Raw genomic sequence first — 13,771 nt, 5'->3', positions numbered from 1 at the left:
TAGAACACTTGTACGTTGTCAAGGGGGATTCCGATGATTGTTATTGGGCGCGCCGCGCCGCATAATAGATGCGGGTAGTTGCCAGCTATGGATAATCATCACGAAAACTCTGAAAAGCAGCGGATTCTCGTCGGCACCTCCGGCTGGAGCTACCCGCGCGGCGAGGGTACCTGGAATGGCTACTTCTATCCGCCCGGGACCAAAAATGAGCTGGGCTATTTCAGCCAGTTCTTTAGTTGCGTCGAAATCAATTCCTCGTTCTACTCCCCCGTAAATCCCGCCTGGGCCGCCGCCTGGGCCAGAAAGACGCCGGAGGGATTCGTGTTCACCGCCAAGCTGTGGCAGAAATTCACTCACCCTAAAATGTTCGAAACGGCTACCGGGGAGGCGGCGGCCATCTCCAGGGATGACGTAGACCTGTTCCTCAAAGGCATCGAGCCCCTGGCAGAGGCTGGCAAACTGGGGGCGATACTGGCCCAGTTCCCGCCAAGTTTCGAGAACACCGGCGACAGCCGTCAGACGCTCGAAGCGGTGCTGAAGACATTCGGCGACTTCCCCATCGCGGTCGAACTGCGCCACAGGAGCTGGAGCGACGACCCGGCGACAGCCGAATTACTTTCGGCGTACGGCGCCGCCTGGGTGCAGATAGACGAGCCCAGGTTCAGTTTTTCCATCGCCCAAGAGCTGCCGGCGACATCCAAGCGGCTGGCTTACTTCCGCTTCCACGGCCGCAACGCCGCGGACTGGTGGACAGGCAACAATGAGACCCGCTACCGCTACTTCTACTCGCCGCAAGAGATCGAAGAGCTGGCCAGCAGAGTCAAAACCTCCGCGGCGGCGGCTGAGCAGACCTTCGTCTTTTTCAACAACCATTGGAAAGCCTACGCCCCGCGGAACGCCGGCGATCTGATCAAGGCGCTTCAGATGCCGCTTCCCGGGTCCCCTTTTTTGTTCCCGTCCGAAGATTAGTACAAGCGGGGGTTGATTTACGAAAAGAGGAACCATTGACACCGCCACGGTGCCGACCTATGATACACGCGAACTCGACGAATAGGTTTTCGTGACCGATTCTATCCTGCAGTTTTAGCGGAGAACGATGGAGGCTTCCTCCCCAGTACTCCAAGCCAGGCGGTTCGGCGGGCGCTTAAGATTATATCTGGGCGTCTACCGGGCGCTGGCGCTGGCTGTAGCCGTCAGCCAGCTGGCGGTAAACGGAGAAAGCCTGCCCGTTGCCGCCGGAATCCTTATCCCGACGGCGACTGGTTATACCCTGCTCAAATTCCTGATTCCGGTGTCGCCCCGGAGCAACATGCTGGGACAGGTCATCCTTGCCCTGGACCTAATTGTGTGTGCCGTCCTGGTATGGCTTACCGGCGGCATCAACAGCCCTTTCCTGCTGTATACCCTGTCTCCGGTGCTGTCGGCGTCTTTCTTCTACGACTCTCACATGACGGCGATGGTCGGCATCGCTTCAACTTTGAATGTTCTACTGGTCCAGCTGGCCAATCCGTTCTATGAGTTCAGCCCAGGGCCGCTGGAGCTGGGCTACTACCTGATTTACATCGTGGCGGTTGCTTTATCGGCGTCGCTGCCATATCTGGTCAACATCAACCTCCACCAGAGACTGCGCGGGGAGTTCATCGCTGAAGAACGCGGGAGGCTGTCGCGAGAAATCCACGACGGGACGGTACAAACGCTTTCGGCGCTCAAGTGGCAGGGACAGGTCATTGAGCGGGAACTCAAGCGGCGGGGTATCGAAATGCCCGAAGTAGGCAAGCTGCTTAATCTGGTGGATGAGGCCAGAGTGGAAGCGCTGGAATCGCTGGAACTCTTGAGACGCTACACCGGCTGCGGCCAGCTGGTATCCCATCTAAAGAATTACCTTCATCATTTGAAACAGGACTCCGGTATCGACTACCATATTGACCTGCCGGGTGAAGAACCGTCACTGCCGCCGTATACTGAACTCCAGCTGCTGCGGATATGCCAGGAAGCGGTCACCAATATCAGGAAGCATGCCGCGGCCAGCACCATCTCGCTGGCGATGACCCAGAGCAACGGCCATCTGTTAATCACCATCGCCGATGACGGCCGGGGGTTCGATGTCGATTCTCAATCTCGCGCCGCAGGCCCGCAGGGTCACGGTCTAAGCGTGATGAAAGAGCGGGCTGAAGCTACCGGCGGCAGCATGACAATCATCAGCGCCCCCGGGCAGGGTACCGCAGTCAAAATAGATGTGCCGATCGGCAGGAGATAGCGGAATGTCAGAAACCACCAGAGTATTAGTTGTCGACGACCACGCCATCGTCAGGAGCGGCCTATCCAGCATATTGGCCGGTGAATCAGCGATTAAAATCGTCGGGGAAGCGACCGACGGCAAAGAGGCCATCGCCAAGGCCGCGGCGCTTCAACCGGACGTAATCCTCCTGGATATTCTGATGCCGCGATGTACCGGGCTTGAGGCGCTGCCGCTGATACGGGAGAAAGCTCCTGAGGCGAAGGTGCTCATGCTGACCGTGTCCAACGAAGAAAAAGACCTGTTCACAGCGCTGAAATACGGCGCCCAGGGCTATGTGCTTAAAGGCGCGGGCATTGCCGAAGTGGTCAACGCCATCAAGCGGATTGCGGCCGGAGAGGTCATCCTTTCACCTCAAATGGCTGGCAGTTTGGTATCCGAATTCCGCCAGCGTCAGAATTCCAAGGAAGAGATGGACCTGTCCCCCCGGGAGCTTGAGGTGTTGAAACTGGTCGGCGAAGGGCTGACCAACGCCGAAATAGCAGAAAAACTATTTCTGGGTGAAAGCACCGTACGGACTTACCTTTCCAGGCTGCTTGATAAGCTGCACCTGCGCAACCGCGCCGCCGCCGTAGCCTATGCCACCAGACGCGGCATGACCAGCGCCTGATTTCTTCCGTTCTACGGGAAGGCTATCCGACCGGCCGTTTCGCCGTTATTACTGTATGAGCAGTAAATTTTCGGCATAGGCGGTGGAATATGAAATCAAAACGGTTCGCCCTGTCTGGATTCTTCCTGGCATTAGCAATACTGGCCACCTCGGCGCCGGCTTGCAACCCGGTCCTTTCAGCAGAAAGTCACGTCGCCATCGTGCCGCGGGTCTTATACTCCGGCCAAACGGCGGAACTTTCGGTAGCTCTGCTGAAGGGAGACTCCTTTACCGCCGGAGATGTCAAGGTCGAACTCTTTAAAGGAGATGAAGTCGTCGCCAGTTCAGAAAGCCGAATCGGCGGTAAAGGCCTCATCCAACTCCAGGTGCCCCAACTCCCTTCCGGCGACTATCAGCTCCAGGTCAAGGGGCCAGGCTTTACCGAGAAGGCTTCTATTAAACTTGAAAGCTCATTCCTGCTCTTCCTGGAGACCGACAAACCTATCTACAAGCCCGGCCAGACCATCCAGATAAGCCTGATCAGCCTGAACTCCGAACTGCGGCCGGTGAGCCAGAAGGTTACCGTCGAGGCTCAGGACGCCAAAGGTATCAAGGTCTTTAAGAAAGAGGTCTTTACCGATAAATACGGCATGGCCGAATTGGAACTGCCGCTGTCCGAAGAGCCTAATCTAGGCACCTGGAAACTGACCGCCGCCGCCGATGATTCCAGGGCTCAACTCGACGTCAAAGTCGAAAGGTACGTCCTGCCCAAGTACGAGGTTAAGGTGACCCTGCCCAAAGATTGGTTCCTGGCCTCTGACCGCATCACCGGGAAGGTTGAAGGAATATACTCCTTCGGCAAACCAGTTCAGGGAGAACTTGAGATTATCGCCAAGCGCTACGTCGGCACCTGGCAGGAATATGCCAGAGTGGTTCTCAGTATCGACGGCGAGACGGCTTTCGAACTCCCGGCGGTGGGTTACGCCGCCGGGGTGCCGGCCTCGGGCGGTCTGGGCAACGTCGATATAGAATTCGTCCTCCGCGAGCAGTCCACCGGCTATGAGGAAAAGACCACCAGGCTCCTGACCATCGCCGAAACGCCTCTCGTCCTCCGGATCGTACCCGAGGGCAACGTCTTCCAGCCGGGCTTGCCCTTCAAAATCCTGCTCCTGTCCGAGGACCCGGGCGGTAAACCGCTGCCGGCCAAGGTGAGTCTCACCGCCAGCTACCTCGGCGCCGACTACCAGCAGATCAGTCAGGAGTCCATAAAGACCGTCGACACCGGCCAAGGCATGGCTACGGTAACCCTGTCTCCGCCGAACAAAGCGATAGCCGTGATCATCGAAGCGCAAAGCGGCGGTTCAAATGCCAGCCAGACGCTGCTGGCCGGCTATTCCCCGTCCGGTAACTTCATCCATCTGGAGATGACCTCCGCCGCCTCCCTTAAGGTCGGCGATACCGCCAAATTCCGGGTTCATGCCACCAAAGAAGCATCGAATTTCTATTACGAGGTCATCAGCAGCGGCCGGGTCGTCTTTTCAGATTTCAGCCGCAGCCGGGATATCGCCTTCAAGGCGACGCCTCAGATGGCCGGCGCCTGCCGCTTGCTGGTTTACCAGGTGCTGCCCAACTCCGAAATCGCCGCCGACTACCTGCCGTTTGGGGTCGAGGCAGTTTACCCTAACCAACTGGCGGTTCAATTCAGCTCCGATGAAGCCAAACCGGGCGACAGTGTCGAGATCAGTATCCAGTCTCAAGGCCAATCCCGAGTCGGCGTCGTCGTCGTGGATAAGTCGGTCTTCATCCTGGCTGAGAACCGCATGAACCTGGACCAGGTATTCGCCGAACTGGAGCGACTATATATGACTCCGCAGGCGGAACTCCATAACATAACTATTTATCCTTCCATCTTGACCAAAGGCGCCGCCGATATTATCAAAGATGCCGGCGTCATCATCCTTTCCGACAATAAGGTTCCCGAAGGTAAGGAATATGGTTCGCCATGGAACGACCTGCTGGCCGAGGGCGGCGGGGTTATCTTCGGCGGGGCTGATAAGGCAGGCGCCATACCGCCGGGTCTTGCCCCCCTGCCTTCTCAGGGCAACCAGGCTATTGATACCTCCGCTCTGGCTCAAGTAGAGCGCATCCGCCAGTATTTTCCGGAGACCTGGGTGTGGCAGCAGGTGGTGACCGACGCCGACGGCAAATCCAAGATCAAGCTGACAGTGCCCGACTCCATCACCACCTGGATGCTGCGTGCGGTGGCAGTCTCCCAGGAAAAAGGACTGGGCATCGCCGAGGCGGAACTTAAGGCTTTCCAGCCGTTCTTCATCAAACTGGACCTGCCCTACTCCGCCGTCCGCGGCGAGGAATTCCCGGTCAGAGTGGCTGTCTATAACTACCTCGATACGCCGCAGGACATCGTCGTCGAGCTGACGCCTGCCGGCTGGTTCGACCTCCTCGATAATTCCCAAAAGATCGTCAGCGTCGGTCCGGGCGATGTCGGTTCGGCTTCTTTTACGATTCGGCCGAAAGGCCTGGGTTTCAACGACCTCAAGGTCACCTCCCGTTCGGCCGCGGCGGCTGACGCCCTGGTACAGCCGCTGCTGATAGAACCCGAGGGCGTGCCGCGCGAGTTTGTCGAGAACCTCATCCTCAAAGATGGAGCGGCCAGAACGATCAGCACACAAATCCCCGAAGGAGCTGTCGAGGGCTCCGGCAAGGTGTTTCTCAGCGTCACCGGCAGCTACCTGACTCAAACAATTTCTGGGCTGGAACAACTCATTCAGATGCCCTTCGGCTGCGGCGAGCAGAACATGATCGTCTTCGCCCCTGACGTTTTTATCACCAAATACCTCCGCGATTCCGGCCAGCTAAAGGCGGAGATTATGGCCAAGGCTGAAAAGCTGATGATCACCGGCTACCAGCGTGAACTGACCTACCGCCGCGCCGACGGCAGTTTCTCCGCTTTCGGCAACCAGGACGGGGAAGGCAGCTTATGGCTCACCTCCTTCGTGCTGAAGAGCTTTGCCCAGGCCAGGGACATCATCTTCATCGACCAGAAGGTGCTTGATGACGCCGCGGCCTGGATCATCAAGACCCAGAAGGCCGACGGCAGTTTTGAGGCAGTGGGTTTCGTCCACCACCAGGAGATGCTGGGCGGGCTGTCCGGCAAAGACGCCCTTACCGCCTATGTCGCCAGCGCCTTGCTGGAGGCAGGTGAGAAGACCGCCTCAGCCAGAGCCATCAAGTACCTCGAAAGCAGACTAAGCGGCATGGACGATCCGTACACTGTGGCGCTGACTGCCTACGCCCTGGCGCTCGGCGGCAGCCCGCAAAAGAACGCCGCCCATGACAAACTCATGGCCCTGGCTATCGAGGATGAGAACGGGTTGCACTGGGGCAGCATCGGTTTCGCCGAGCCGCTGCCGCAGCAGCCCGCTGGCGGCGTTGGTAAACCGGGCGTCGGTGTCCCGTTCATGCCGCCGCGGGAGAACCGCACCGCCGTCGTCGAGACCACCGCCTATGCCATGCTGGCTCTGACCAGCCACGGCGACGTGCTCAACGCCGGCCGCGCCGGCAAGTGGCTGACTTCACAGCGCAACAGCCTGGGCGGTTACGGCTCCACCCAGGACACCGTCGTCGCCCTGCAAGCCCTGACCGCCTACGCCGGTAACATCCGCGCCGACGTCGACCTCACGGTCCGCGTCACCGGCCCGGGCATCGACCGCGCCCTGCGCGTCACCCCGGAAAGCTTCGACGTGCTTCAGGTCATCGAGCTGCCGCTCGGCGCGGAGGTTCAGGTCACTGCCAGCGGCAATGGCGAGGTCATGGCCCAGGCCGTCACCCGGTTCAATATCCCCCAGCCGGAAGAAACCGATCCCATTCTCAAGATAGATGTGGACTACGACTCTACCAATGTCGCGGTCAACGACCTGGTCGACGTCACCGCTACGGTCAGCTTCAATCCGCCGGAATTCATCGAGTCCGGCATGGTGGTGCTGGACATCTCGGTGCCTACCGGCTTCACCCCCATGGTCGAGTCTATCGATGCCGCAATAGAGAGTATCCCCATCATCAAGCGATACGACATCTCCGGGCGCAAGGTTATTTTTTACCTGGACGAGATCAAAGCCGGCGAGACGATCACGATCAAATTCCAGGTCATGGCGACCTACCCGGTGAAAGCCAAAGGCGCTGTGTCTCAGGTCTACTTTTACTACCAGCCTGATTTTAAAGGCGAAACGCTGGGGGAAGACATGGTAATTCATTAAAGTTTACCCGGGGATAATATGAAAGGGGCGGCCGGCCGGCCGCCCCTTTCATATTGGGAAGGGAGGAACGCTATTTTGAACGGTCTTCGATCACCTGGTCATTGATGCGGACCAAGGCTGGCGAAGGAACCGGGCCGAATCCCGGCAGAGCCGGCAGGCGGTGAGGAGCATGGTAAGCCGCAGCCGCCGGGATCTCGTCAGTTTCGCCCAGTGAAATGTTGGGCAGCCAGTTGAGCCACTTGGGCAGGTACCAGTTAGCCTTGCCGAGGAGGGTCATGGTGGCGGGCACCAGGACGCAGCGCACCAGGGTGGCATCAACCAGTACAGCGACGGCGAGGCCGAATCCCATTTGCTGGAACATCACCATGTCACCCAGGGCGAAGCCGCCGAACACAGCCACCATGATCAGAGCGGCGCCGGTGATGAGCTTGCCGGTTGAGGACAGGCCGAAGGCCACGGCATCGGCGGTGTTGCCGGTCTTGAGGTAGCGCTCGCGAATGCGGGAGAGCAGGAACACCTGATAATCCATGGACAAGCCGAAGAGAAGGGCAAAGAGCATCAGCGGCAGCCAGCTTTCAATTACCTCAACCTGGATGAAGCCGAAGAGGCTGGCGCCCACCCCCTGCTGGAAGACCAGCACCAGCAGACCATAAGCGGCGCCGACCGACAGCAGGTTCATCAGGATGGCCGTGGCCGGAATCACTACCGAGCGGAAGGCGACAGTCAGGATGACGAAGGATAACGCCAGGACAAAGGCGAAGATTATAGGCGTGTATTGATCAGTGGTGGCATTGAAATCCAGAGTGCCGGCGGTAGCCCCGGTGACCAGGGCGCTGGCGGGAGCGCCGGCGAAGGCTGCAGGAATGTAGTCATTCCTTAATGCGGTAACCGCGTTCATAGAGTCCAGGCTCTGGGGATCGCCAGCCAGAGCGGCGTAGATGATCGCCAGGTCTTTGTCGGCATAGGGGACGACGCTGGCGCCGGAGAAGGCGCTGTTGGATTCAATGTCCTCCAGGAGGCGGGCGATGGCGGCTTGAGTCGCCGCGGCATCGATGTCGCCGTCCACGGCGATAATAGCCGGGGCGTCCATACCGATGTGAAATTCCTCAACAAGTACCATGAAGCCGGCTTTGGCGCGCAGGTCATCCGGAAGGCCGGAAATGCCCGACATGCCGGTGTTCTTATCGAAGTACGGAGCCAGGGCTGCCACCAGGATGCCGGCGACGATGACCATGCTGATGACCGGTTTATGGGTGACTACTTTGACCATTCCAGCCCAGAAACCGGTGACCGCTTCCGATTCTTTCCTGTCGGCGCGGGCGCTGAAGGGCATGCGCACTTTGTTGATGCGGTCGCCCAGGAGGCTGATGATCGCTGGCAGGAGAGTCATTGAAGCGACGATAGCGGTGACGACTACCAGAATCGAGCCGATGCCCATACTTTTGAAGATGGACAGCGGGAAGACCAGCAGGCCGACCAGAGCGAGAACGACGGTGATGCCGGAGAAGAAGATGGCTTTGTTGGCGGTCCGGCTGGTCACGGCGATGGCTTCAACCTTGTCAAGACCCTTCCGGCGCTCCTCGCGGTAGCGTGAGACAATGAATAGAGAGTAGTCGATGCCGACCGCCAGACCCATCATGGTCACCATATTGGTAACGAAGAAGCTGAGGTCCATCGCCTGGCCGACCAGCGAGGTCAAGCCCAGCGCGGCGACGATGGCTACGATACCGAGGGCGATAGGCAGGGTGGCGGCTACCAGGGCGCCGAAGACCACGGCCAGAACAACAAGAGCCACCAGGATGCCGATAGTCTCGCCTTTGCTCATCGTCTCCTCTGCCAGTTTGGTGGTGTCGGCGTCGAAGGAGGCGGTACCGGTATAAAATATCTCAAACTCGGTATTGGCGGCGGCGAAAGCGTCGCCCACGGCGTAAACCTGATCAACATAGTCGAGACCGTTTTCTGGCATGAGCAGCGGGATCATCAGGCTGTGCCGGTCGGCGGAGACCAGCGTCTCGTCGCCAGTCTGAAAATAGTTGTTGGCGCCTTTGATGACATCTTCGCCCAGACCGAGGATGTCCCGGTAGAGATTCTGGACGGCATTGCGGTAGACGGGGCTGTCCACAGTGAAGGTTGCGGAACGGACAATGATCAGTTCATCGTCAGTGGATTCAGCTTCAGGGTCGATCGGTTGGGCCAGCCGGTCGGTGATCAGGGTATCGGCCTGCCGGGACTCGGGATTATCCATCACCTCGACCTCGGTGACCAGGGCGCTGCCCAGAAGAGTCACGATGAGGCCGATGGATACCGCCAGGGATGCCAGCCACAGCCCGATGGTCACCCAGGGACGCCGGGCGGAGGCTCTTGCCAGTGATGAAATGCCATTGTTCAGATTCACGGTGTTCCTCCCTTTTTTGTCTGCCATAATCTTATCCGGGCAAAGCTCCGCCTTTAACCGCCGGTCGGACGGATTTAGACTGGATTGTGTGGGGGTTTTCAGACTGCCTGAACGGGCAGGTAGGCGCTAACGGGGTTTATTCAACGAAGACTTTAACCTTGCCGTCCCCGCCGTCGATATCCACTTCAAGTTCGGCCAGGGCTTCGATCAACTGGTCTATATCTTCATCTTTAATATTCTTGAGGTTAAGATTAACGCCGCGGCTGTGCAGTTCGGCTTCGATCTTATCCCCGGCTTCGTGGGGGATCAGTGAAGTGAATTTCATACCAGCCCGGATGAGCGCCACCGGCACGCGCACGTTGACCTGCTCCGGAGCTCCGGCACCGCGGCTGCCGGGGCTGTCAACCAGCACTCTAAGGTACTTGATCTTGCGGCTGATCCGGTCAGTCAGAACTTCGATCGGTTTATCACCCGATGGTTTTTCACCCCGGTCCACAGCTCCGAGGAGGCGCATAGCTTCATCAACAGTGATCTTCTTCGCGTCCAGCATCTCCAGTATCTTCTTGCGGCTATCCATTGTTCCTTCTCCTTGTTCTTTAGACTAAATGAAATCGAACATCATCTTGCGGTTGCCGGTCTGGATGTCCAGCTTCAAGCCCCGCATGGCAAAAAGCAGCCGCCAGACATAAGGCCCGGCCATCACCAGCGGCCTTGCCTTGCCTGCCGGCACCAGTATAATCGCCAGGATGATCACTACCGGCAGGGCGATCAGCATCAGGAGCAGCAGCACCGGGTAAATCAGGAACCAGGGCAGCCACAGCCCGATAAAACCGTCTCCGGAAGGTACCTTCAGATGCAGCAGCAGCGGCGGCCAATTCATATTCTTCTCCTAGGCAAACAGGCTTTCCAGCCAGTTCCAGATCTCGGAAATGTGGGTTAACACAAAAATCAGTAAAATAATCGACAGGATAAACCCCAGGCAGCCGATAACACCTTTCACTCCAGTCTCCTTACCGCCTCGTCGGCAGAAATTTCACCTCGCTCCAGCATCTCCAGGACGTCTTTGCTTGAGTCTGCAGCCGGGCGGGGCATTGCTTCGAATTCAACCATCTTAAGCCGGTTTGCCAGCTTATCCAGCCGGTTTTTTACGGTGGGATAGCTGATGCCGAAAAGCCGCTCCATGTCTTTGATAGAGCCGTGGGCGCCGATAAAAGCCATAATGAAAACCTGGTCCTCGGCGGACAGGGTAGCTAAAACTGGCGGAGCGAATTCCCCCTCGATGGCGATGCCGCTTTCGGCCAGCCTGACCCGCTCGACCACCAGAGCCGCTCCGCCGGTCAACCGGGTCAATTCATTCCATTCCTTGATCAATTTGAACCTCCACCTTGACTTTCTGAAACTATTATACCTAATTATTTGATTTTGTCAATAGTTATTTTAAATATTTTCATATATTACCTGGCATCAATGACAATTCTGGAGTTGCACGAGACGTTTCAAGGGGGAGTAGAGTCTGATCGGCGGCGCGCCCGCCTATCGGATTACCGGCTGGGGCAGTCTGCGGCCTTACGGCCGGCCAGTTTACCGAGGGAACTAAGGAGGATGCAGGGGTTTTCGTTCTTGCTGAAAAATCGGTCGGCGCCGCCGTTTAGGGCAGCCTGTCGGGCTTCCGGGCGGGCGCTCATAGCGATGACCGCGGCGCCGGGACATAATCTCCTGAGCTCATGTATAAAACCGCCGCAGCTGGATTTGCAGGCTAATTGCCAGTCAAGCAGGATGATGTCCGGGGTGCTGCCGGCGGCAAGGTTGGCGGCCTCTTCGGCGCGGCCGGCGACGGAAACCAGGGTGTCCGGCTGCTGCTCCAAAAACAGCTTGAGCGCCGAACATACCTGGGGGTCGCCGTCGGCAACCAGCACTCTCAGACTATTATTCATTCTACGTTGTCCCTATCGGTCCAGCAGGCGGCTGATGCCGCCGCCGCCGGCGCTGTCCGGATAGACATCCACCCGCCGCTCTTCCCTGATTGGAATGCGCGACGCGTGAAGATCCGCCAGCCAGGCGGCGGCGCTGATAGCGGCGGCCAATAACACTAACCACATATCTTTTCTCCTTTGTTTATTGATTGAATGATACGCCGGTCAGGCGCCGGGGAAATCTGCTGTTGGATCGGATTTCAGATAGCCGCAGGGCGGGTTTTTATTTAGCCGTTAGGCTAGGCGATGGCTTCTTGCCGTTGCCCCGGCGTTTGCCTATACTTACGCCGTAACATACGTGAGGTGCTGCGATGGATTTTGGCATGGCAAACCGGCTGTCAAGGATATTCCGTAGTGACGGCAGGACCGTCATGCTGGCAGTGGACCACGGCTACTTTCAGGGACCGACCACCGGCTTGGCCGAGTTCGGCGCCTGCATCCCGCCACTCGCCGCCGAAGCCGACTGCCTGTTCATTACCCGCGGCATGCTCCGCAGCTGCATTGACCCGGGGTTGAACGCCTCCATCTGCCTCCGCGTTTCCGGCGGACCATCCATCCTGGGAGAGCTGTCACGGGAAGAAGTCGTGGTGTCGGTCGAAGAAGCCCTTCGGCTCAACGCCGCCGCCGTGGGCATGTCCATCTTCGTCGGCGCCCCGGATGAAGAAAGGACCGTCGCCTCTCTGGGGCGTTTGGTCAGCGAAGCCGAGCTTTACGGCCTGCCGGTGATGGCGGTAACCGCCGTGGGCAAGGATATGACCCGCGACGCCCGCTACCTCGGTCTGGCCTGCCGTATGGCCGCCGAAGCCGGGGCGCGTCTTGTAAAAACCTACTACTGCGACAATTTCGAGAAAGTGGTCTCCGGCTGCCCGGTGCCTGTTGTCATCGCCGGCGGCAAGAAAATGCCTGAAATGGAAGCATTACAGATGACAGGTGAAGCTCTCAAAGCCGGAGCCAGAGGCGTGGACATGGGCCGCAACATCTTCCAGTCGGATAATCCGGCCGGTATGCTCCGCGCCGTGAAGGCCATGGTGCATGACCAAGCGACTGCCGAGCAAGCTTTCGACATCTACCGGGACGGGTAAATCGGATCCTGGCGGAGGACCTCGTGAAAGTCGCAGTTTATTATTCCAACGCGGACATCCGCATCGAAGACCGGCCGGTACCCGAAATCGGCGCCGGTGAACTGCTCATCGCCATGAAAGCCTGCGGCATCTGCGGCACCGACGTCATGGAATGGTACCGCAAGCCGAAGGCGCCCCGGGTGCTCGGCCATGAGATGGCGGGAGAGATCGTCCAGATCGGCGAGGGCGTGTCCGGCCTTCGCGTCGGCGACAGGGTCTTCGTCTCCCATCATGTGCCCTGCTTCAATTGCCGTTACTGTGAAACGGGCCGGGAGTCCGCCTGCCAGACGCTGCACGCCGGCAATTACGACCCGGGCGGTTTCGCCGAATTCATCCGCGTGCCGGAGCTTAACGTCCGCCACGGCACCTTCACCTTGCCCAACAACATCAGCTTCGAGGAAGCGGCGATGATCGAGCCCCTGGCCTGCGCCGTCGCCGGGCAAAAACGCCTTAGCGTTGCCGAAGGGCAAACAGTCCTGATCATCGGCGCCGGCATCTCCGGCCTGTGCCACATCCGCCTGTCCGTACTGTCCGGGGCGAAAGTCATCGCCTCGGACATCAACCCTGCCCGGCTGGAGAAAGCCTCCGGGATGGGCGCCGCGCACGTTTTGGACGCCGCCGCCTTTTCGGCGGATCGGTTGAAAGAACTTAACGGCGGCCGCCTGGCTGATGCGGTCATCGTTTGCGCCGGCGCCGAAAAAGCCGCCGCCGATGCTTTTGAGTCCGTCGACAAACGCGGGGCAATCCTCTTCTTCGCCGTGCCGCCGCGGCCTCTGGAGCTGCCTTCAGTCCGTTTCTGGCGGGAGGAAATCTCCGTTCTATTCTCCTACGGCGCCGCCGCGGCTGAAATCAAGGAGGCGTTGGACCTCATCGCCGGCGGGCGGTTCGCCGCCCGGGACATGATCAGCCATGTCCTGCCGCTATCCCGGATAACCGAGGGCTTCAACCTGGTTGCCGAGGCAAACGACTCTTTGAAAGTAGTTGTTGTGCCGGATTGACCTGAAATTGTAAATAATTGTACTAAACCTATTGACTTTAGATACTGACGGTGTTATGTTTCAACATTAAGGTATACCGCACCTTCAAATAGGGGGATACCGTGACGCGCAGATCCTCCCTCCCC

At 58.7% G+C, this 13,771-nt stretch carries 12 protein-coding genes; 6 read left to right on the top strand and 6 right to left on the bottom strand.

Annotated features, from left to right (window positions below; genetic code table 11):
- Positions 1 to 87 precede the first annotated feature (87 nt).
- From DEALK_RS03990 to DEALK_RS03975, 4 genes are all read left to right on the top strand, one after another.
- Positions 88 to 969, top strand: a complete 882-nt coding sequence (locus DEALK_RS03990; protein WP_058438933.1) for a DUF72 domain-containing protein — start codon at positions 88 to 90, stop codon at positions 967 to 969.
- A 127-nt stretch (positions 970 to 1,096) separates the two neighbouring features.
- Positions 1,097 to 2,257 (top strand): sensor histidine kinase, encoded by a 1,161-nt coding sequence (locus DEALK_RS03985; protein ID WP_058438931.1) that lies wholly within the window; start codon positions 1,097 to 1,099, stop codon positions 2,255 to 2,257.
- Between the two features lie 4 nt (positions 2,258 to 2,261).
- A complete protein-coding gene (locus DEALK_RS03980) occupies positions 2,262 to 2,906 on the top strand; it encodes a response regulator (RefSeq protein WP_058438929.1) in 645 nt (214 codons plus the stop codon).
- An 89-nt stretch (positions 2,907 to 2,995) separates the two neighbouring features.
- A complete protein-coding gene (locus DEALK_RS03975) occupies positions 2,996 to 7,159 on the top strand; it encodes an alpha-2-macroglobulin family protein (protein ID WP_058438927.1) in 4,164 nt (1,387 codons plus the stop codon).
- 70 nt (positions 7,160 to 7,229) lie between these two features.
- Here the strand turns inward: DEALK_RS03975 and DEALK_RS03970 are convergent, their stop codons facing one another.
- The 6 genes from DEALK_RS03970 to DEALK_RS10110 all read right to left on the bottom strand — a co-directional run bounded on the left by DEALK_RS03970 (position 7,230) and on the right by DEALK_RS10110 (position 11,653).
- A complete protein-coding gene (locus DEALK_RS03970) occupies positions 7,230 to 9,554 on the bottom strand; it encodes an MMPL family transporter (RefSeq protein WP_165802792.1) in 2,325 nt (774 codons plus the stop codon).
- A gap of 136 nt (positions 9,555 to 9,690) precedes the next feature.
- Positions 9,691 to 10,131: an SHOCT-like domain-containing protein gene (locus DEALK_RS03965; protein ID WP_058438923.1), complete on the bottom strand. Its 441-nt coding sequence runs from the start codon at positions 10,129 to 10,131 to the stop codon at positions 9,691 to 9,693.
- 24 nt (positions 10,132 to 10,155) lie between these two features.
- Positions 10,156 to 10,434 (bottom strand): hypothetical protein, encoded by a 279-nt coding sequence (locus DEALK_RS03960; RefSeq protein ID WP_058438921.1) that lies wholly within the window; start codon positions 10,432 to 10,434, stop codon positions 10,156 to 10,158.
- Positions 10,435 to 10,550: 116 nt separating this feature from the next.
- On the bottom strand, positions 10,551 to 10,925 hold the full coding sequence (locus DEALK_RS03955; protein WP_058438919.1) for a DUF2089 domain-containing protein: 375 nt from the start codon (positions 10,923 to 10,925) through the stop codon (positions 10,551 to 10,553).
- A 170-nt stretch (positions 10,926 to 11,095) separates the two neighbouring features.
- Complete coding sequence (locus DEALK_RS03950) at positions 11,096 to 11,488, bottom strand: response regulator (protein ID WP_058438917.1); 393 nt, start codon at positions 11,486 to 11,488, stop codon at positions 11,096 to 11,098.
- A gap of 12 nt (positions 11,489 to 11,500) precedes the next feature.
- The gene (locus DEALK_RS10110) at positions 11,501 to 11,653 is read right to left on the bottom strand and encodes a hypothetical protein (RefSeq protein WP_165802791.1); all 153 of its coding nucleotides are present in this window, start codon (positions 11,651 to 11,653) and stop codon (positions 11,501 to 11,503) included.
- A 185-nt stretch (positions 11,654 to 11,838) separates the two neighbouring features.
- On the opposite strand from DEALK_RS10110, the gene lsrF reads away from it, so the two are divergent.
- Together lsrF and DEALK_RS03940 are read left to right on the top strand one after the other, a co-directional pair.
- On the top strand, positions 11,839 to 12,609 hold the full coding sequence (gene lsrF / locus DEALK_RS03945) for a 3-hydroxy-5-phosphonooxypentane-2,4-dione thiolase (RefSeq protein WP_058438915.1): 771 nt from the start codon (positions 11,839 to 11,841) through the stop codon (positions 12,607 to 12,609).
- Positions 12,610 to 12,632: 23 nt separating this feature from the next.
- Positions 12,633 to 13,646 (top strand): alcohol dehydrogenase catalytic domain-containing protein, encoded by a 1,014-nt coding sequence (locus DEALK_RS03940; protein ID WP_058438913.1) that lies wholly within the window; start codon positions 12,633 to 12,635, stop codon positions 13,644 to 13,646.
- Positions 13,647 to 13,771: the final 125 nt, after the last annotated feature.

It is taken from the genome of Dehalogenimonas alkenigignens, from assembly GCF_001466665.1.
Classification (GTDB): Bacteria; Chloroflexota; Dehalococcoidia; order Dehalococcoidales; family Dehalococcoidaceae; genus Dehalogenimonas; species Dehalogenimonas alkenigignens.
The sequence above is the reverse complement of the archived record's forward strand: the minus strand, read 5'-3'. Positions and strand labels throughout refer to the sequence as shown.